19 protein-coding genes are annotated in these 18,685 nt (G+C 55.6%); 14 read left to right on the plus strand and 5 right to left on the minus strand.

What is annotated here, in order from left to right:
* Positions 1-39: 39 nt before the first annotated feature.
* Entirely contained in the window at positions 40-588 is a 549-nt protein-coding gene (locus HNQ83_RS07075; protein WP_175388293.1) for a plastocyanin/azurin family copper-binding protein, read from the plus strand.
* Positions 589-649: 61 nt separating this feature from the next.
* On the plus strand, positions 650-1,480 hold the full coding sequence (gene queF / locus HNQ83_RS07080) for an NADPH-dependent 7-cyano-7-deazaguanine reductase QueF (protein ID WP_175388294.1): 831 nt from the start codon (positions 650-652) through the stop codon (positions 1,478-1,480).
* A gap of 134 nt (positions 1,481-1,614) precedes the next feature.
* Here queF and HNQ83_RS07085 read toward each other — a convergent pair whose 3' ends face one another.
* Together HNQ83_RS07085 and HNQ83_RS07090 are read right to left on the minus strand one after the other, a co-directional pair.
* Positions 1,615-1,878 carry a DUF4404 family protein gene (locus tag HNQ83_RS07085; protein ID WP_175388295.1) on the minus strand — a complete coding sequence of 88 codons (264 nt, stop codon included), beginning with the start codon at positions 1,876-1,878 and terminating at the stop codon, positions 1,615-1,617.
* A gap of 108 nt (positions 1,879-1,986) precedes the next feature.
* Positions 1,987-2,607 (minus strand): HAD family phosphatase, encoded by a 621-nt coding sequence (locus HNQ83_RS07090; protein WP_175388296.1) that lies wholly within the window; start codon positions 2,605-2,607, stop codon positions 1,987-1,989.
* 201 nt (positions 2,608-2,808) lie between these two features.
* Between HNQ83_RS07090 and HNQ83_RS07095 the strand changes: the two genes are divergently transcribed.
* The 3 genes from HNQ83_RS07095 (at position 2,809) to rssC (ending at position 5,494) form a co-directional block, all read left to right on the plus strand.
* On the plus strand, positions 2,809-3,498 hold the full coding sequence (locus HNQ83_RS07095; RefSeq protein ID WP_175388297.1) for a VacJ family lipoprotein: 690 nt from the start codon (positions 2,809-2,811) through the stop codon (positions 3,496-3,498).
* Positions 3,499-3,830: 332 nt separating this feature from the next.
* Positions 3,831-5,012 (plus strand): two-component system response regulator RssB, encoded by a 1,182-nt coding sequence (gene rssB, locus HNQ83_RS07100; protein WP_175388367.1) that lies wholly within the window; start codon positions 3,831-3,833, stop codon positions 5,010-5,012.
* Positions 5,012-5,494 (plus strand): anti-sigma factor antagonist RssC, encoded by a 483-nt coding sequence (rssC, locus tag HNQ83_RS07105; protein WP_137807644.1) that lies wholly within the window; start codon positions 5,012-5,014, stop codon positions 5,492-5,494. The genes rssB and rssC overlap by 1 nt, the downstream gene beginning before the upstream one ends.
* Before the next feature lie 236 nt (positions 5,495-5,730).
* On the opposite strand, the gene tal is transcribed toward rssC, so the two are convergent.
* A complete protein-coding gene (gene tal, locus HNQ83_RS07110) occupies positions 5,731-6,657 on the minus strand; it encodes a transaldolase (protein ID WP_175388298.1) in 927 nt (308 codons plus the stop codon).
* Positions 6,658-7,052: 395 nt separating this feature from the next.
* Here tal and HNQ83_RS07115 point away from each other — a divergent pair, with 395 nt between their 5' ends.
* The gene (locus HNQ83_RS07115; RefSeq protein WP_372241878.1) at positions 7,053-7,409 is read left to right on the plus strand and encodes a hypothetical protein; all 357 of its coding nucleotides are present in this window, start codon (positions 7,053-7,055) and stop codon (positions 7,407-7,409) included.
* Positions 7,410-7,433: 24 nt separating this feature from the next.
* On the opposite strand, the gene HNQ83_RS07120 is transcribed toward HNQ83_RS07115, so the two are convergent.
* The gene (locus HNQ83_RS07120; protein WP_175388300.1) at positions 7,434-8,396 is read right to left on the minus strand and encodes a cellulase family glycosylhydrolase; all 963 of its coding nucleotides are present in this window, start codon (positions 8,394-8,396) and stop codon (positions 7,434-7,436) included.
* A 294-nt stretch (positions 8,397-8,690) separates the two neighbouring features.
* On the opposite strand from HNQ83_RS07120, the gene HNQ83_RS07125 reads away from it, so the two are divergent.
* The 8 genes from HNQ83_RS07125 (at position 8,691) to HNQ83_RS07160 (ending at position 18,252) form a co-directional block, all read left to right on the plus strand.
* Positions 8,691-9,131: a low molecular weight protein-tyrosine-phosphatase gene (locus tag HNQ83_RS07125; protein ID WP_175388301.1), complete on the plus strand. Its 441-nt coding sequence runs from the start codon at positions 8,691-8,693 to the stop codon at positions 9,129-9,131.
* A gap of 44 nt (positions 9,132-9,175) precedes the next feature.
* Positions 9,176-11,404: a polysaccharide biosynthesis tyrosine autokinase gene (locus HNQ83_RS07130; protein ID WP_175388302.1), complete on the plus strand. Its 2,229-nt coding sequence runs from the start codon at positions 9,176-9,178 to the stop codon at positions 11,402-11,404.
* 82 nt (positions 11,405-11,486) lie between these two features.
* Entirely contained in the window at positions 11,487-12,569 is a 1,083-nt protein-coding gene (locus tag HNQ83_RS07135; RefSeq protein WP_175388303.1) for a glycosyltransferase, read from the plus strand.
* Between the two features lie 14 nt (positions 12,570-12,583).
* On the plus strand, positions 12,584-13,696 hold the full coding sequence (locus HNQ83_RS07140) for a polysaccharide pyruvyl transferase family protein (protein ID WP_175388304.1): 1,113 nt from the start codon (positions 12,584-12,586) through the stop codon (positions 13,694-13,696).
* Positions 13,693-14,913 carry a polysaccharide biosynthesis C-terminal domain-containing protein gene (locus tag HNQ83_RS07145; RefSeq protein WP_175388305.1) on the plus strand — a complete coding sequence of 407 codons (1,221 nt, stop codon included), beginning with the start codon at positions 13,693-13,695 and terminating at the stop codon, positions 14,911-14,913. Before HNQ83_RS07140 ends, HNQ83_RS07145 begins: the two co-directional genes overlap by 4 nt.
* Positions 14,913-16,016, plus strand: a complete 1,104-nt coding sequence (locus HNQ83_RS07150) for a hypothetical protein (protein ID WP_175388306.1) — start codon at positions 14,913-14,915, stop codon at positions 16,014-16,016. Before HNQ83_RS07145 ends, HNQ83_RS07150 begins: the two co-directional genes overlap by 1 nt.
* Before the next feature lie 12 nt (positions 16,017-16,028).
* Positions 16,029-17,066 carry an acyltransferase family protein gene (locus HNQ83_RS07155; RefSeq protein ID WP_175388307.1) on the plus strand — a complete coding sequence of 346 codons (1,038 nt, stop codon included), beginning with the start codon at positions 16,029-16,031 and terminating at the stop codon, positions 17,064-17,066.
* Positions 17,067-17,088: 22 nt separating this feature from the next.
* Entirely contained in the window at positions 17,089-18,252 is a 1,164-nt protein-coding gene (locus HNQ83_RS07160) for an SGNH/GDSL hydrolase family protein (RefSeq protein WP_175388308.1), read from the plus strand.
* Between the two features lie 4 nt (positions 18,253-18,256).
* Here HNQ83_RS07160 and HNQ83_RS07165 read toward each other — a convergent pair whose 3' ends face one another.
* A complete protein-coding gene (locus HNQ83_RS07165) occupies positions 18,257-18,685 on the minus strand; it encodes a mannose-1-phosphate guanylyltransferase (protein WP_137807632.1) in 429 nt (142 codons plus the stop codon).

Consider the following 18,685-nt stretch of genomic DNA (forward strand, 5'->3'; position numbering starts at 1 on the left):
TTTTCCACAGGCTGAACCTTATTTTGTTGGAGTATGACGATGTTATTGCGCAAATCCGTGGCGTTGGCTGTCTGTGTTTGGGCATTGAGTTCACCGGTCTGGGCGGCGGGAGCGCACAGCTATGACTTCGGTCAACCGGCACCGGCGGCCAAGGCGAACCGCAGTGTTGAAGTGGTGATGGGCGACATGTCGTTCACCCCCAAGGCCATCGACATCAAGGCCGGCGAAACCGTGCGCTTCGTGCTGGTGAATAAAGGCCAGTTGCTGCATGAATTCAACCTCGGTGACGCGGCAATGCATGCCAGACACCAGCAGGAAATGCTGAAGATGCAGCAAAGCGGCATGCTCACGCCTACAGGCATGAAGGCAATGGATCACGGTGCGATGGCGGGCATGGATCACGGCGCCATGGGACACGACATGAAGAGTGGCATGAAGCACGACGACCCCAACAGCGTGCTGGTGGAGCCGGGCAAATCCGCCGAGCTGACGTGGACCTTCAGCAAGGCCACCAATCTGGAATTTGCCTGCAATATTCCCGGTCATTACCAGGCCGGCATGGTCGGCAAACTGACAGTCAGTCAGTAAGCACTCAAAGGCGGGAGCAAAGGCTGGTAGAATCCGCTGATTCTTCAGTCAGGTTTCCGCCATGCATCCCGCAGCCGAACACTCGCCGCTGGGCAAATCCAGCGAATACATCGCCACTTACACGCCATCCCTGCTGTTCCCGATCCCGCGTACCGCGAAGTGGGCCGAGCTGGGCCTGACGGCTGAAACGCTGCCGTACAAGGGCGTGGACTTCTGGAATTGCTTCGAACTGTCGTGGCTGTTGCCATCGGGCAAGCCAGTGGTGGCGATCGGCGAATTCAGCATCCCGGCCGATTCGCCGAACATCATCGAATCGAAGTCGTTCAAGCTTTACCTCAATTCCCTGAACCAGACGCCGTTTGTCGACACTGCAAGCCTGGAAGCGACGCTGGTCAAAGACCTCTCCGCCGCTGCCGGGAAAACGGTTGGCGTGCGGATCCGCAGCCTGAAAGATGTCGAGGCCGAAGGTGTCGTGGCGTTGCCGGGTGTGTGCATCGATGAGTTGGATATCAGCGTCAGCAACTACGAACATCCGCGTCCGGAACTGTTGCGCTGCGACGATTCGCGCATTGTCGAAGAGAGCGTACACAGCCATTTGCTCAAATCCAATTGCCCCGTGACCAGCCAACCGGACTGGGGCAGTGTGGCGGTGGAGTACCGCGGTGCGGCGCTGGATCATGCCAGTCTGCTGGAGTACATCGTCAGCTTCCGCCAGCACTCGGACTTCCATGAGCAGTGCGTGGAGCGGATTTTCCTCGATCTGCAGCGGTTGCTGAAGCCGGAGAAATTGACGGTGTATGCGCGCTATGTGCGGCGGGGCGGGTTGGATATCAATCCGTATCGCAGTACCGAAGAAGTGCAGTTGCCGAACCACCGCTTGGTCCGTCAGTAAAAGTAACCCCTGTGGGAGCGAGCCTGCTCGCGAAGGGGCCCGATCAGTCAACATTTATGCTGAATGACATACCGCATTCGCGAGCATGAAAAAGCCCTGCCATCGTCGGCAGGGCTTTTTTATATCCGGTGGATTCAGATACCCATGCTGTGCAGGGCCTGGCCAATCTGGCGCAAGGTGCCAGCGAGGGTCGGGTGTTCGAGTTCGAAGCGCTCGACGGCCAGATTGACGTTATCGGCCAGGTTGACGTCCTTGGTCTTGTTTTCGAGATCTAGCTCAAATTCGATCTTTTGCATCAGATTGTGCAGATCTTCGCGCTCGGCTTCGGACAGCGGAGGATTCTGTTCCAATTGCTCGCGCAGGGCATTGAGCTGGTCTTGCAGTTCGCGGGCAGACATGGCGTTCTTCCTTTTATCGATAGGCACTGGCATAGACCGCGGCAGCACGCCAAAGATCTACAACTTACCTAAGATTAATCCACTCCCGGCGAACCTGCATGATCCGGATCAGGGCTTTTCACCCTTGAGTCGACGCAGGCTGATATCCGCCAGGCAGGTGTCGAGTTCACCCAGGTGATCGATCACAGAATGCACGCCCAGGCCGAAGAGCTGCATCGTAGCCTTGCCGCGCTTGATGTCCCGCTCCTGTGGCGACAATGCCTGCCATTGCGTGGGCGACAGCCCGCAGAGTGATCCGCAGGACGCCAACCCGATCGTCCACAGGCCCGCATTGAGCCCCGATTGCAGCAAGCGCGGTTCGCCGCTGACCAGCACGCAGCCATCCAGTCGTTCGACATTCAACGCCATCAACGCGTGCCAGCAGGCATGCGGTGCTGGCCAAGGCTGGATTGTTGCAGGGTGTTGCAAGGGTTTGACCCATTCCGGCAGGGCGACTGCCAGGGAATGGCTGAGGGTAGGGGGCAGCTCATCGAGCCAGGCGCAGGGAATGTGTTGGCGCTGCAAGCTATGCAGGCTGTCCAGGGCGCCAGGCGTCGCTTCGGCGTGCTCGGCCGCATGGCCATCGAGCAGGCGCGTGAGCGCGCCGAAATCCACCAGGCAACCACTGAGCCCGAACAGTACGGCGGTAGGGCTGGGGGCAATGTGAGGCGAGGTTTCGGCGCGCGGCATGTCAACGTCCCTGAAATAGCCTCAAGGCTAGGTTTCGTCGGTGACAATTGCATGACATGGATGTGAATCGCTCACAATCGACAGGAATCAACGGCAGGTACGCGGGTGTAATGCTGCCTAAAGTGGCGTTTGCGTCTTATACTAGCGGTCTTTGCGTCGAGCTAAATGCCCGGCAACGGTACAAATCCAAGGAGTTTTTCTATGCGCTGGAGCCATCATCTAGCTCAGCTTTGTGTGTCCGCCAGCGTGCTGCTGGTTCCGTTCGTTGCCCAGGCAGCCTCGGAAGACGATCCTTGGGAAAGCATCAACCGTCCGATCTACAAGTTCAACGACGTGGTCGATACCTATGCATTGAAGCCTTTGGCTCAGGGCTATCAGTTCGTGACGCCGCAGTTCCTTGAAGACGGCATCCATAACATGTTCCGCAACGTTGGCGATGTGACCAACCTCGCCAACGATATCCTGCAGGCCAAACCCGCGGCGGCAGGCGTCGATACAGCACGCTTGATCTTCAACACCACCTTCGGCCTGCTGGGTTTCTTCGACGTCGGCACCAAAATGGGCTTGCAGCGCAATGACGAAGACTTTGGCCAGACCCTGGGTTACTGGGGCGTCGGCAGCGGTCCTTACGTGATGCTGCCGCTGCTCGGCCCAAGTACCTTGCGTGACGCGCCATCGAAGTATGTCGACGGTTACACCGGCCCGTACCCCTACATCAACGACGTGCCGGTGCGTAATTCGGTGTTCGGTCTGAACATCGTCGATACCCGCGCGAACCTGCTGTCCTCCGAAAAATTGATCACGGGCGACAAGTACACCTTCATTCGCAATGCATACCTGCAAAACCGTGAGTTCAAAGTGAAAGACGGTCAGGTTGAAGACGATTTCTGATCTCGACCAGTCATTGAAGAAGGCGGCCATTGAGCCGCCTTCTTCATTTTTGCGTCCGCTTCAGTCCTTCCATTGAGTTACGGTTTTGACGGTTCTTATAACTCCCGGTGATTTGCAGCGCGCAGACGTCAAGCGACCATCGGCGTGAGCTTGAAACGCCTCGCGGATGGGAGTACCGTCTGCGCCTTAGAAGGGCACCTCTGGTGAACCTGTGTGTAGGGCAAGTGCTCGAAAACGGTGCGCCAGAGAGGCTAGAAAGCGAATCCAGTAGTGTGAGCCGGGCCAAAACCCCGAGCCCCTACGCCAACCTAATTCTGGCGCCGTTTGCCCACATGCCAAAAACCAGTGCCACGCTGCTGATAATCGATGATGACGAAGTAGTGCGCGCGAGCCTCGCCGCCTATTTGGAAGACAGTGGTTTCAGCGTCTTGCAGGCCAGCAATGGCCAGCAGGGTCTTCAGGTATTCGAGCAAGACAAGCCCGACTTGGTCATCTGCGATCTGCGCATGCCGCAGATGGGCGGACTCGAACTCATTCGCCAGGTCACCGAGCTGTCGCCGCAAACGCCGGTGATCGTGGTGTCGGGTGCCGGCGTGATGAACGATGCGGTCGAGGCGCTGCGCCTGGGGGCTGCGGACTATCTGATCAAGCCTCTTGAAGATCTGGCTGTGCTGGAGCACTCCGTGCGCCGGGCCCTGGATCGTGCGCGCCTGCTGCTGGAAAACCAGCGCTACCGCGAGAAGCTGGAAAAGGCCAACCGCGAACTGGCCGCCAGCCTGAACCTGCTCCAGGAAGACCAGAACGCCGGTCGCCAGGTGCAGATGAATATGCTGCCGGTCAGTCCCTGGACCATCGATGAGTTCAAATTCGCTCACCAGATCATCCCGTCGTTGTACCTGTCGGGTGATTTCGTGGACTATTTCCGGGTCGACGAGCGTCGGGTTGCGTTCTACCTGGCGGATGTTTCCGGTCATGGCGCCTCCTCAGCCTTCGTCACCGTGCTGTTGAAGTTCATGACCACGCGCTTGCTGTTCGAGTCCAAGCGCAGCGGCACCTTGCCGGAATTCAAGCCTTCAGAGGTTCTTGGTCATATCAACCGGGGCCTGATCAGTTGTAAGCTGGGTAAACACGTCACAATGGTCGGTGGAGTCATCGACGAGGAGACAGGTTTGTTGACCTATAGCATCGGCGGTCATTTGCCGTTGCCTGTGTTGTACACACCCGACAGTGTTCGTTATCTGGAAGGGCGTGGCCTGCCGGTGGGCCTCTTCAACGAAGCCACCTACGAAGACCACGTGCTGGAACTGCCGCCGACGTTCAGCCTGTCGCTGATGTCTGATGGCATTCTGGACCTTTTGCCAGAACCCACACTCAAAGAAAAAGAAGCTGCGTTGCCCCAACGGGTCAAGGCAGCGGGCGGCAGCCTGGATGGTCTGCGGCAGGTTTTTGGATTGGCCACGCTAGGGGAGATGCCGGATGATATCGCCCTGTTGGTGTTGAGCAGGAATCTTTAATGAGTACCGGTAGAATCCAGTTCGCCGAACAGGACGGCACCTTCGTCCTCAAGTTCATCGGTGAAGTTCGCCTGACCCTGTGTTCGGCGTTGGATGCGACTATTGAGAAAATCTTCACCGCGATGAATTTCAACGCGATCGTGATCGATTTGACCGAAACCCGCAGCATCGACAGCACCACCCTTGGCTTGCTGGCCAAGCTGTCGATCCTGTCGCGGCAAAAGGTCGGCCTGCTGCCGACCGTCGTCACCACCCACGAAGACATCACTCGTCTGTTGCAGTCCATGGGCTTCGAACAGGTTTTCAACATCGTTGACAAGCCGGTGCCGTGCCCGGAATGCCTGGACGATTTGCCTGATCAGGACCAGTCCGAAGAGGTGGTGCGGATCAAGGTGCTGGAAGCGCACAAGATCCTCATGGGCCTGAACGACTCCAATCGTGAAGCGTTTCATGACCTGGTGAATGCGCTGGAGCGGCATTGATCCGCTGACGTGATGTGGGCCGGACTGGCCCCTTCGCGAGCAGGCTCGCTCCCACAGGTTCTTTGTTTGACCTTTTACCCTGGCAGCCCCACTAATCCCCTGTGGGAGCGGGCTTGCCCGCGAAGGCGTCTTTCCAGACACCACACCTGTAAGCGCAAAGCCAAACCGCAATCAATCGCGCAGAAAAAAGGGCGAACCCACCAGGGTTCGCCCTTTTTGCATTTCAACGGCTCAGATCACAGCTTGGCCTGCAGCAACGCCTCAAGCTTCTCCTGGTCTCGGGCAAACTGACGAATGCCTTCAGCCAGTTTCTCGGTCGCCATCGCGTCTTCGTTGGACAACCAGCGGAACTGCTTTTCGTTGAGGTTCAAGCGCGCTTCACCGGCATGCCCCGGTGCCAGTTTGCGTTCCAGTTTGCCGGTATCTGCCGCCAGCTTGTCGATCAGGTCCGGGCTGATGGTCAAACGGTCGCAGCCGGCCAATTGTTCGATCTGGCTCAGGTTGCGGAAGCTGGCGCCCATGACCACGGTTTTGTAATCGTTGGCCTTGTAGTAGTTGTAGATACGCGTCACCGACTGCACGCCCGGGTCATCCGCACCGGTGTATTCGTTGCCGGTGGCTTTCTTGTACCAGTCGTAGATGCGACCCACGAACGGCGAAATCAGGAATACGCCAGCGTCAGCACAAGCGGCAGCCTGAGCGAAGGAGAACAGCAGTGTCAGGTTGGTCTGGATGCCTTCCTTTTCCAGGATCTCGGCTGCGCGGATGCCTTCCCAGGTGGAGGCGATCTTGATCAGCACACGGTCACGGCCAATGCCTGCGTTTTCGTACAGCTCGATCAGACGGTGCGCACGCTTCAATACGGCGTCAGTGTCGAACGACAGGCGCGCGTCCACTTCGGTGGAAATGCGGCCAGGGATCACTTTCAGGATTTCCTGCCCCACGGCGACGCCAAAACGGTCACTGGCCAGGCCGACATCGCCCTTGCAGTCGCTGACACAAGCATTCAGCAGATCGGCATAACCGGGGATGGCCGCTGCCTTGAGCAGCAGGGAAGGGTTGGTGGTAGCGTCCACCGGTTTAACGCGAGCGATCGCTTCGAAGTCGCCAGTGTCGGCAACCACGGTGGTCATTTGTTTGAGTTGTTCCAGCTTGGAAGTCATGGGCGTGCTCTGTCCTATGGGTCTGTTGACATTACCCGAGGGCTGACAGCCACTCAAGGGCGTGTACGTGTATCGACGGCCCCGGCGGCAACAACCTGAAAACGGTTGTTTGAAAGGTGGGGCGCGGTAATCGGTAAATACGATGCCAAAACGGCGCGCGGGTTCAACCCAGCTGACCGCTGGCCCCTCGGCAGACATACAGGCCGAATGCTGTTCACTGTTATAAATCGTCAATCAAGCGTCATACAGGTGTTCGATGGAAGTCTGCACAAGTGCATTCAATCGAGGTGATTTATAACGTTAGAACATGTCCGATCATCAAGTCCGGATGACGTGTAGTGTAAAGCGGATATGCAGCTGTGCTGGGCGGGAATATGACCTCACAAGGAAAACGGGTGTCTGGCATTGTGAAGGCCTTCGATGATCTTATTCTCGGTTATACCTTAAAGAAACTCACCGAAGTTTTTGAAGAGTTGTTGGCCGTTTCAAGGCAGCACTATCCGGACAATATGACGGGCGTGCTTGGCATGGCGCAGGTCAAAGCGGCAAAGAGCATTCCGGGCTGGTTGAAACGAGTGAAATGCAGCTCGCCTTTTGAAGTTACCCATGTGTTGATCGAGCAAATGAACCAGTCGCGAAAGTTTCAGCACGGCCTGCGCATCGAAGCACAGGCCGTTTTGTTGGAAGCACTGGTGGAAGCAGAGCTGGCGATGGATGAAGCAAGCTATTCAGAATTCGTTGACAGGAATTAGTTCGCTTCGATACAGCGTGATGGGCTATTTCGATTTCAAGATGACTTGTACGGCATTCGCCGCAGGCTTTGATTGACCGTCAGAGGTGTTCAAACCGAAATTTTTCTCCCGGTCGTTACTGCCTGAGTCGTTGTTCTTCCATTCATAGATTGACGTCAGTGCGATATCCAGTTGATGGGTCTCTTTAATGAAACTGGCCAATTTCGATGCTTGGCCCGTAGTGCCTCCGTTCATGAACAGTGACGCAACCCCCCACTCGGAAATGACGCCGGGTAAATGAAAGTTTTCGGATATGAATGTTTGAGCCCGACTGATTTCGGTGCTCGACATGCCATAGGGGTGATATGAAACGGCGCGGATGCACTGGGGATAATCCGTGACGATTTTGCTCAATGCCGCCGTGGATGCGGAACCCTTGGTGGGGGCACGGGCAAACCCGAACCCGATGACCGGGGTTGAGTGTTCATGCTGTTGTAGGGCGTTGCAGACGGCGCTCATGAACGGAACGAATGTGGTCTCGAAGTTCCCCGTGGGCCAGTAGGTCGGCAAGTCCGGTTCATTCCAGATCTCAATGGCGACCAGTTGTGTGCGATAGGTGTTTTCCAGGTCGATGATCGCGTTGGCGAATGTCTCGCCGGCAGTGGCCAGATCACTGCTACTGGTGGAGTTGGCCAGCGCCTTCGTCGAGCGGATGGTCATCAGCACCGGAAGATCGGCGGATTTTGTGGCGGCAAAGGCCTCGCTGATCAGGGTTCGATACGCCGGGCTTGCCAGGCTGTTGGTCCATACCCCGAAGCGCACGAACCCGAACCCCGCGTCCTTGATCTGTCGGGCGTCGGTGGCCGAGAAGTTTTGTATTTTTACCTGGACGCCTACTCGCTTGTCTTTTTCGAGGGCGGGGAACGATTCAACCGCATAAGCGTGGATGGACGTGCCGAGTGCTAAAAGTGTTGAAGTGGCCAGGCGTCTAAAACGCATGAGGGTCATGACAGAGTCTCCCGGTGGCAAGCGAATTAATCCTTTCTGTAGATGAAGGAAATACAGCCATATCACCACAGCGTTCGAAATTAAACCTGAAGTAACGGAATGTTATTTTTTGTCGGGGAAAGTAGTTATTCCAAAAGATCGTTATTTTTAGTCCGGCTATTCCAGTAGGGCGTTTTTTGCGTGTCGTGGTATTTAATATGCTTGCATCAATAGGATTGATCCATCTCTGAATGCGGGACCGACCCTGTCGGGGCGATACATTGGCCAAATCGACACAGTACGGGGAGCGTAGCCTTGTTCAGAAACATACTTATTGTCTGCGTCGGCAATATTTGCCGAAGTCCTACGGCCGAATTATTGCTGCGCAACGCGTTGGAACCCTCCGATATCGTAGTGACCTCCGCGGGCCTGAACGCGCGGGTGGGCGAGCCTATGGAATCCAATGCACGCCAGGTGCTTGAAGACCAGGGGGTCGCTGCCGAAGGATTTAAAGCGCGCCAGATTACCCCAGCCATTGTTAATGAATCCGATCTCATCCTCGTCATGGAAAAGGAACATATAAAGGAAGTGCTCGGTATTGCATCCCACGCAAGAGGCAAAGTGTTTCTTTTGGGCAAGTGGCAGAGTGAGCGAGAAATCAAGGATCCGTATCGTCAAGGAAAAGCTGCTTTCGTCCATGCCCATGCATTGATTAAAGATGCCGTTGGCTCATGGGCGCAGCGCCTCGGACGTTGATGGATGAATTTCAGATTAGTGATAATGGTAAAAGAATAGACATTATGCAGTTACCGTCAGTACTCAGCACCCGGGATAAAGATAGAGACGAGATTGATATTCTCGGCCTGGTAGGCACGTTGATTGATCATAAATGGTTGATTGGTGCCATCACCGGAGCGTTCATGGTCGCCGGTGCCGCCTATGCGGTCCTGGCACCGCCGGTGTATCTGGCTAATGCGTTAGTGCAGGTGGAGCCCAAAAAGAACGACATGCTGGGCTTCTCCGACATCAGCAGCATGCTCGGCGGGCAATCACCGGCGGCGACCGAGATCGGCATCATCAAGTCCCGGACGATCATCGGCAAAACGGTCGATGATCTGCATCTCGATATCGTGGTAACACCCAACACCTTCCCTGTGATCGGCGGCTTTTTGGCCAGGCGTTACAAGGGAGATGATGCTGGCGGTGTCGCGCCTGCGCGCCTGGGGCTGAACGGCTATGCATGGGGGGGCGAACGTCTTGAGTTCGCAAAGCTCGATCTGCCGGATGAACTGCTGGGTAAAAAGCTGACGCTGGTTGCCGCCGAGCAGCAACGATTCAAACTGTTCGACGACGACGGCGCCTTGCTGCTGGACGGGGCGACGGGCGAAGAAATCGCACAAAATGGTGTAGCGGTGCACGTCGCAACCATGGCCGCCAATCCCGGCACCCGATTCGAAGTCGTGCGCAACCCTCGCATCGTCACCATTCAGGATTACCAGGACGACCTGGAAGTCTCCGAGCAGGGCAAAGAGTCGGGCATCATCAGCCTGGCACTGGCCAGCACCGACTACGCGTTGGCGGTGAAGATCCTGAACAAGGTCTCGACACTTTATGTGGAGCAGAACGTACAACGTACTTCTGCCGAGGCCGCCCAGAGCCTGGATTTCCTGCAAGCTCAATTGCCGCAAGTCAAAGAGGATCTGGCCAAGGCCAGCAACGCGCTCAATACGTATCAAACGGGTGGCAACACCGTCAACATTTCGCTCGAGACCAAATCCGTACTGGAACAGATCGTGGTGCTGGATACACGCATCTCCGATTTGAAACTCCAGCAGGCGGACATGGACCGCAAGTTCACCCGTGAGCACCCGGCCTATCGCGCCCTGATGACGCAGATGGGCGATTTGAATAGCCAGCGACGCGGTTTGGAGAAAAAAGTCCAGGGGCTTCCCGCGACACAACAAGAGCTGTTGAACCTCACCCGTGATGTAGAAGTGGCCACCCAGATCTACACCCAACTGCTGAACAAATCCCAGGAGCTGGACATCGTCAGGGCAGGGGCGGTCGGTAACGCGCGGCTGATAGATGTGGCCGACGTGGACAAGACCAACCCGATCAAGCCACGCAAGGCCTTGATCGTACTGATTGCGACTTTCCTGGGCGGATTTGTCGGCGTTGCCCTGGTGCTGGTGCGCAAATCGCTCAGCCGCGGACTCGAAGGGCCGGAAGCCATCGAACAGTTGGGCCTGCCGGTCTATGCGTCTATTCCATACAGCGCCTTGCAACAGGAACAGGACACTAGAAAGACCCGGTTGAGCGATGATGCAAACCGCGAGTCTTTTTTGTTGGCACTGCGCAACCCTACGGATCTGTCCATCGAGTCCATACGCAGCCTGCGCACCTGCCTGCATTTCGCCGGACTGGATGCCACCAACAACCGGATCATGATTTCGGGCCCAAGCCCGGAGGTCGGCAAGACCTTCGTGTCCTCGAACCTGGCCGCTGTCATTGCTCAAAGCGGGCAAAAGGTCGTTCTGATCGATGCCGATATGCGTAAAGGTCATCTGCACAAAACCCTGGCCACCTCGGTCGACAATGGGTTGTCCGATCTATTGGCCAAGCGCTGCAACCTCGAGCAGGCGATCAATCAGCTCGAGATCGAAAACCTGCACTTCATCAGCCGTGGGCAAGTTCCGCCTAACCCCTCGGAACTGTTGATGCATGCCAACTTCAGAGCGCTCATGGCAGAACTCAGCGAACTGTATGACGTGGTCATCATCGACACGCCTCCGTTGCTGGCGGTGACTGATGCCGCCATCGTCGGCCGTGAAGCCGCCATCAATCTGATCGTGACGCGTTTTGGTGTGAACCCGGCCAAGGAAATCGAGTTGACGATCCGCCGCTTTGCACAAAACGGCATCGAGTTGAAGGGCGCCATCTTCAACGGCGTGGAGAAGCGGGCATCCAGTTATTACGGTAATGGCGGCTACGGCTATTACAACTACGAATACGCCTCTGACAAATCGTGATGCAAGTCAGGTCGAGAGGGGACGTAGTGACCACTCTCGGTCTTTGATTACTGACGATCAGATTCATGGAGAAGGGTGGGTTGTGAAGAAAATTCTACACGTGGCAGAAACGATCAAGGGTGGCGTTGCGACAGTCATTCGCACGATATCGACACCTCCCGAGGGTGAAGATCAACAGTATGAACTGGTGTATCTGATCCCTCTCGATCAGAAACAGGAACTGCCCGGCATTGATGAACGCCAGATCAGGACCTTTACGCGAAAGAAGAGGGACGTGCTCTCCCTCCTGCGATTTGCCTGGCAACTGATCCGCGTCATGTTCAAGGAAAAGCCTGATGTCGTGCATTTGCACAGCACGTTCTCCGGCGTGATCGGACGCTGTGTCTGTCTGGTCATGCGTCCTTGGCGTTCACCCAAAGTCATTTATTGCCCGCACGCCTTTTCGTTCTTGATGGAGAGTTCTCCCGCCAAACAAAAAGTCTATTCGCTGATTGAGCGGCTTTTGCAGAAGGTGACGGACACCATTGTTTGTGTCAGTCAGTACGAGATGGATAAAGCGGCCGACTTCGGTATCGACCGTCATCGCATGAAGCTGATCTATAACGGCATTCCTTATAGGAAGGATGAGAGCAAGCCCGAAGTCGATCTGGATATCCATCTTTTGTTTGTCGGTCGATTGGATTACCAGAAGGGTTTTGATGTCCTGCTCAAGGCGTTCTCCCAAGTGGAGCGAGCCGATCTGAAGCTTACGATCGTGGGCAGCGCAGTCAATTCGGACTCTGTCGAATGCCCGGCCATTGATTCGGTTGTTTATCTGCCTTGGGTGAGCCCGAGCGAGGTGAATGACCTTTATAAAAAGGCCGATGTCTTGATCGTTCCGAGTCGCTGGGAAGGCTTCGCCATGGTGCCCCTCGAAGGCATGGCGATGGGTTTGCCGGTCATTGCCAGCGACTGTACTTCACTTCCTGAATTGGTGACGCATGACGTCACCGGCTACGTGTTCGGTTCCGGCGATCATCAGGCGCTGGCCAGCCTGCTGGTGAATATCAGCAAACATAAGTTGGCAGAACTCGGCGCCGAAGGTCGCAGGGTCGTGCGCGAGCGGTTCAGTGCGACGTTGATGATTCAGCAGACCTACGACGTGTATTGCGCTCAAACTCATTAAGTGAACTCAAGACAATGAACGTAACTATTTTGCATGGCTACAGTGCGTCCAATTCCGGAGATGGACTTCTTGTGGACTTGTCCATTGCCTTGGTACTGCGAAACTTTGGCGCCGACACCACGATCAACGTCGTTGCCTCAGACCCGAAATCATTCAGTTATCTTCCTTATAAACGCTATGGCGCACCGGTCATGGCGGCCAGGGGATTGAAGAGAGTAAAGGAGGCGATCTTCCTCAAGGAGTCTTATTCGGAGCTCGAGGATCTGTTGAGTACGACTGACTTGATTGTGGGCGTGGGCGGCGGCTACATGCGTTCGAAAAGCGCTTTGGAACATCTCAAACTCAAGCTCGGCCATGCCAAGCAACTGGAAACGGCCATCCTCAGCAAAGTGCCGTCGGTTTACCTGCCACAGAACATCGGCCCCTTTCACGGCGAGAGCCGCCCTATCGTCGAGCACTACGCCAGTGCCGATGCGGTTTTCGTGAGGGACAACAGTTCTTTGGCCCTGTTTGAGACCAATGAAAATGTTTATCGCGCGCCAGACCTGGCGGTCCAGGCGTTGGCGAGCAAGATTCTGGCACAACCAAAGTTCATCCATTGTGCCTCATCGCCTGGTGTGGTTTGCGTTGTACTGCGCAAGCCACCTCAATGGAGCAAAGAAAAGAAACGCGACTACGTTGCCAAGCTGAAGCTTCTGTTGAGGAGGCTGCGAGACAAAAGCAAGGTGGTGTGCGCTGTGCAAAGTTCTGTGCGTGGCAACGATGACGGGGCGTTTTACCGCGAGCTCGGTATCACTGAAGAACTGCTGCCTTTGAAAGCGACCCTGTCCAAATATCAACCGGACCTGGTGATTTCGGTGAGGCTGCACGGCGCCATCGAGTCGTTGCTCGCCGGTGTTCCAGCCTTTCACATTAGCTATGAGCGAAAAGGTTTCGGCGCCTATCAGGATATGGGTGTTGAAGACTGGGTGGTCAACGGTGGCGACATTGATGTCGATTACATCATTAACACTGTCTATGCCCCTGAGGCGTTATCGCGTTTCGGCAAGAGGCTGACGGATACCTGTAAGGGCATCGAAGCTAAATCGGTAATGATGGACGATATCATCAAAGGGATTATTCGATGATATTTCGCTTGTTGCTTCGCGGAGGTGCGTTAGGCGCGAAGTTTTTGCTGGTACTGGCGGTCACGCGTTATCTGGGCTACGAAGCCGTGGGTTTTTACGGTGTCGTCATGGCTGCCGCGATCATTGCCTCGAAGTTCTACAGCGTAGGCTTCAGTTCTGAAATCAATCGACTGATCAGCATCGGGGGAAGTACACGGCTTGTCGTCGATAAGGTACTGCTGTTGTACCTGGCTGTGGGGTTGGTGTTATCGACGTTGACGGTTGCCCTTTACTCGCTCGTCAGTCATGTCGAGGCGAGTGCGGCGTTGATCGCCTGTGTCACGCTTCTGCTGTTGACTGAACACCTCTCCTTTGAAATCAACTCGTTTGTTTTTTCAGCGCAAAAAGCCAATTGGGGCGCCTTGCTGTTTTTTATAAAAACCGGACTTTGGGCGCTGGCTGCCGTTGGCGGGCTCATGGCAGGGGTGATTTCCACGATCGACAGTGTGCTATGGATGTGGGTGGTCTCGAACGTCGTGGTGATGGTTGCCGGGTACCTCATTGTTGTTGACGTCCACCGCGGGCGAGTGGCCAGTGTCATTACCCCGTCTTCTGTCTGGAAAGCAGGGTTGCCGTTTTACCTGGGCGGCGGCCTGATGATATTGAGTCAGTACTTCGAGCGTTTCCTTATCGTCGAAATCGAACCTTATGCGAGCCTCGGCAAGTACGTGTATTCGTGGTCGGCCGCCAACACCCTGCAAGCGTTGTCGTATGCCGTGGTTGCGGTCGTTGGCATCCCGGTCCTTGCCAAGCGCTATAAGGACAATCCACAGGCGCTGACGGTTCGGCAACTGTTCCTGAACCAATGGGTGATGCGTTCCGTGGTGCTATGCGGCGCCGTCGCCGTGTTGATCTACGCCTTTTTCTACATTCTGCTCGATTATGTGGCGGTGGAAGTGCCGCGCCCGGATAACAAAATCCTGTCTGTTCTGATCTTCTCTTTTGCCCTGCGCGCCATCGGCGACATTGTTTGGGGAGGGCTGATTGCCTCGAAAAACAGTCGGGTTTCGGTGATCAGTGCAGCGGTTTGTTTGCTGGTTTCCTTGCCCGTGAGCTATGTGCTCATCAAGCATTTTTCAATTTATGGCGCAGCCTGGGGCAATGTGTTCTCGATTGTCGTGCAACTGGTCGTTATTGCGTTACTGACGCGATTTGCCCGGGAAAAGGGGATTTCGTAATGGCTTTATCTTTGCCGTCCATTGAGTTTCGTGGAAGCAAACTCGACTCATCCCTGTCGTTCCTCATCTTGTTCAGCGGCTTGTTTCTGTCCATTGCAATGCCGCTGCTGATGCACCGCGATCCTGGCCCCGATGCCATGACACTGTGGTCTTCCTACGCGCGTGCGGATAGCTGCAATTTCTGGAATCCCTTTTCTCCCGAGCGCTCTTCTTATGATTGCACGGCCTATGTGCTGCGTCCGACCGGAATCAATCTGGAAAACGCATGGGCCTACGGGATGCTGTGCAACCTGTTTTTGACTGCAATTCCCATCTTTATCTTCAGAAGAATGCCACTGACGATATTCCTGACCTTGTGTCTGTGGGGTGTTGTCAGGTCATTTTTCCTGGAGAACCTGACCAAGGAAATCATTGTTTCGGTGGCCATGATCGCCATCCTGTTGTTCTCATGTTCAAGAAAATACCGCGCCGGATTTTTCTTTTCGGCGTTGTTCTACGGCATCCTGGTCCGACCTTACTGGATACTGTTTTCGCTGGTCTGGGTCGGCGTCTGCATCATGAAAAAACACCTATCGCGGTTCAGTTTTTTCCTGATGTTGTTCGCGTTCTATCTGGCGATTGCAACGGCGATTCAACTGCTGGCTGGCTACTCGGTATCGTCCATCCGAGCCAATAGCAATGAACAACGTACCTTGGGCGAGGAAGGCTCGAAGTCATTGATCATATCGTGGATAAACGGCGGTGATTTTGTGTCACAGGCCCTGGATTCCATGATTATTTTTTTCCGGCTGTCATTCCCTGTGGAACTGATCCTGCTGTCCGGTCTGGGGCAGATCATCTTTGTGGTCCTGATGATGATGACCTCGATGCTGATGTTCAAGATCATGACTTCCCGCGACTACAAGGGCTTGAGCATCGAACCGAAAGTCAAAGAACTGATCGCGATTCCCCTGTCTTTCCTGTTGGTGCAAGGCCTGTTCGAGCCGGACTTCGGCTCCTTTGCACGACATTTCGCCATGGTGGTGCCCGTTCTGTTTGTGGGGCTGGGGCTGCAATTGCGCGCAAAGAAGCCTGAGTTAATTGAAACCAGAATATTGAACTGAGGTTCGTGTTCCATGCAAAGCAAGAACAAGTCGTTGGAAATAGAAACCCTTCGTGGGCTGGCGTGCCTGCTGCTGGTGCTCTATCACGTGATAGGACCGTTGGACGGTGGATTGAAAATAGACTTGGGGTCGCCATTTCGAGTGATTGCAGATTCGATGGTTTACGTCAGGATGCCACTGTTCACCTTTATATCCGGCTACATCTATTCCATTTACAAAGTAAGGGGTAACGATTTTTCCACTTACTGTGTCGGTAAGGTCAGAAGGTTGATCGTACCGCTGTTTTTTGTCGGCATTCCCTTCTCGCTCCTGCAGGCCGTGGGGCCGGGAGTTAACAAGGACGTGAGCCTGCTCGATGCCTTGTTGTCGTTTTATCTACCGGTCAACCACTTCTGGTTCTTGCAGGCGGTTTTCATCATTTTCATGTTGGTCGGTTTTCTCCAGTGGCGCGGGCTGTTGCGCACACCCTTGCACCTGTATCTGTTGTTTGTGTTTTCGGCGGTGGTGTTCTTGATGCCGGCCTTTCCAGTTGATGCGTTTGGTATCAATGGGGCTGTTTATCTATTGCCTTTCTTTGTGACGGGGATGATCTGCCAGGAAAACGTGGGTGCCTTGAAGCGTTCGCTCAAAGGCATCGGGCCCGTTGTGTTTATCCTGATATCGATAGCCTTGCTCTACATTGCCACGGTGGATCGCGAGCTGATTGTTGATCGCAGAAGCCTGGTCGGGTTGCTTGTGGGCTGTGTGTCCTGTGTCGCCCTGTTGTCGACGGACATGCGCTCGCGATTGCTGATCTGGCTTGGCGGGTATTCCTACGCCATCTTCCTTTTCCATGTGCTGTTTGCCGCCACGTCACGTTTTGCGCTGGGTCGTTTGGGTGTCACCGATGAGAGTGTGCTGGTCTTGGGCGGGTTGCTGAGCGGATTGATCGGGCCCGTGCTGCTGGCCAATGTGTTCAGCCGGTTCAGCCTGACTTCGGTGCTGTTTCTGGGTGAGCGCGCGGCTCGTAAATCTACCCCGGAAGCCGGATTGAAGGTGTCTCAATCCTGAGTGCCGATAGAGGAGGGAATCCATGATGGATGTCCCTGCGGTACCTCCCGTTCCGGTTCCCGTGATCGAAGTCAAAAGTGTTCGCCAACGGCTTGCGCAACTGGGTGAAGTCAAAGGGAAGGTGTTGGCGATCTCGGTGATCGGTGACAGCTACAGCGCGGGCCAGGACTTTTATCTCAATCAGCTCACTCAACGATTGGCGAAGGACTTCGGCTTCGCCGGGCCCGGCTATGTCGGATTCAATCATGGCGCGGCACTGGGCGGTACGAACTACAAGTACACCCGTAGCAACCAGCAGTACTTCGGCGGTGAGTGGGATGTTTCCGCGCTCGGGCAGGCGAGTCCCGACAGTCGCACCCTCACCGGGCAGGCGGGGGCCTATCTTGAGGTCGATGCCAGGCAAACCGCTGCCATCAACACGTCCATTGCCCAGGCCAGGTTATTTTACCTGGGCAACGGCAACGGCAACGTCAATGAACTGCGGTATCGGTGGGGGGCGGGGGATAGCTGGCACCCGTTGCGCCTTGCCGGTTCGGGTGTCCAGGCTGTGGAACTGGCCGGCGTTCCAGCCAGCCCTGATTGGGCACTCAGGATCGAGGTAGTCAGAGGTGCGCCAACGCTGTTCGGCCTGTGGATGGCCAACGACAGTGGCGGCGTCAGGGTCTCCAAACTCGCCGCGTCCGGTGCCGCGTCGGCTGATTTCTATCATCCCGACAGCCAATGGCAGGCGCAGTGGAAGGCGGTCGTTGCGAAGATACCGGCAGACGTTTACCTGATCATGCTGGGCGGCAACGACCAAGGGTTTGGCGTAAAGCCCCAGGCGTATCTGGAGAACATAAAAGGGTTGGTGGGGATGATCCGCGACGTTCATCCGGCGGCGAGCATCCAACTGATCCTGCGCGAGGACACGACGCGATCCAGTGCCTATCCGATGTCGGATTATGCCCAGGTCCTGGAGCCCTGGGCGCGTTCACAGCACCTGGTGTATGCAAGTCTGCAATGCACGTTTGGTCCGGACTTCAAGCGCTATGCCAGCAACGGCCCAACGCCCATGATCGGTCCCGACAAGATCCATCCCATCCCCGGCACTGGAGGGCGGCTTATCGCAGATTTTTTCTATCGTTTGATCGTGGACGGGGTCGAAGCGGTATCGCCCCAGGGTGAGTGTGGCGCAGCGTTGAAATAATCATTCACTGCCCAGGGCAACTCATCCTGTGCTCGAAGCGTTCCAGATGGCCCAGCAGTTCCGCGGTTTTCAGCGGCATCAGATCGGGATCGCGGCGTGTCTCGACATTGATGACGATCGCCGCATCGCCCCGGGGAATGTGAACCCGGAAGCGCCAGTCGACGAAAATCACTTTGAGGCCGTCACGCTCGTCGACATCCAGGGCCTGGTGCGCATAGAAGTTCTTCAGGTATGCCAGGAGAGGGCGCGGGTCGTTGATTCTTCGGTGGATATCGCCCGATGAGGGGAACACGCCGATGCGCTCCACCAGCAGGGGCGTGTCGGTGCCGATCCTCGCGGTCGAAGCAAACGACGGGTTGTTAGACAGCCACGCCATCGCTCCGAAGTTGCCCGTTTTCAGTTCGATCTCTACCGAGCTTTTTACTGTGTTCAT

Origin of the sequence: Pseudomonas sp. C2B4, from assembly GCF_013359695.1 — a bacterium.
Taxonomy (GTDB): Bacteria; Pseudomonadota; Gammaproteobacteria; order Pseudomonadales; family Pseudomonadaceae; genus Aquipseudomonas.

Bases quoted from the DNA above. Each gene is read 5' to 3' on its own strand.
- HNQ83_RS07155 (WP_175388307.1), top strand. From the start codon at position 16,029: ATGCAAAGCAAGAACAAGTCGTTGGAAATAGAAACCCTTCGTGGGCTG.
- HNQ83_RS07075 (WP_175388293.1), top strand. From the start codon at position 40: ATGTTATTGCGCAAATCCGTGGCGTTGGCTGTCTGTGTTTGGGCATTG.
- queF (WP_175388294.1), top strand. From the start codon at position 650: ATGCATCCCGCAGCCGAACACTCGCCGCTGGGCAAATCCAGCGAATAC.
- HNQ83_RS07130 (WP_175388302.1), top strand. From the start codon at position 9,176: ATGCAGTTACCGTCAGTACTCAGCACCCGGGATAAAGATAGAGACGAG.
- HNQ83_RS07140 (WP_175388304.1), top strand. From the start codon at position 12,584: ATGAACGTAACTATTTTGCATGGCTACAGTGCGTCCAATTCCGGAGAT.
- HNQ83_RS07090 (WP_175388296.1), bottom strand. From the start codon at position 2,607: ATGCCGCGCGCCGAAACCTCGCCTCACATTGCCCCCAGCCCTACCGCC.
- tal (WP_175388298.1), bottom strand. From the start codon at position 6,657: ATGACTTCCAAGCTGGAACAACTCAAACAAATGACCACCGTGGTTGCC.
- HNQ83_RS07160 (WP_175388308.1), top strand. From the start codon at position 17,089: ATGATGGATGTCCCTGCGGTACCTCCCGTTCCGGTTCCCGTGATCGAA.
- HNQ83_RS07165 (WP_137807632.1), bottom strand. From the start codon at position 18,685: ATGAACACAGTAAAAAGCTCGGTAGAGATCGAACTGAAAACGGGCAAC.
- HNQ83_RS07120 (WP_175388300.1), bottom strand. From the start codon at position 8,396: ATGACCCTCATGCGTTTTAGACGCCTGGCCACTTCAACACTTTTAGCA.
- HNQ83_RS07085 (WP_175388295.1), bottom strand. From the start codon at position 1,878: ATGTCTGCCCGCGAACTGCAAGACCAGCTCAATGCCCTGCGCGAGCAA.
- rssB (WP_175388367.1), top strand. From the start codon at position 3,831: ATGCCAAAAACCAGTGCCACGCTGCTGATAATCGATGATGACGAAGTA.
- rssC (WP_137807644.1), top strand. From the start codon at position 5,012: ATGAGTACCGGTAGAATCCAGTTCGCCGAACAGGACGGCACCTTCGTC.
- HNQ83_RS07150 (WP_175388306.1), top strand. From the start codon at position 14,913: ATGGCTTTATCTTTGCCGTCCATTGAGTTTCGTGGAAGCAAACTCGAC.
- HNQ83_RS07095 (WP_175388297.1), top strand. From the start codon at position 2,809: ATGCGCTGGAGCCATCATCTAGCTCAGCTTTGTGTGTCCGCCAGCGTG.
- HNQ83_RS07145 (WP_175388305.1), top strand. From the start codon at position 13,693: ATGATATTTCGCTTGTTGCTTCGCGGAGGTGCGTTAGGCGCGAAGTTT.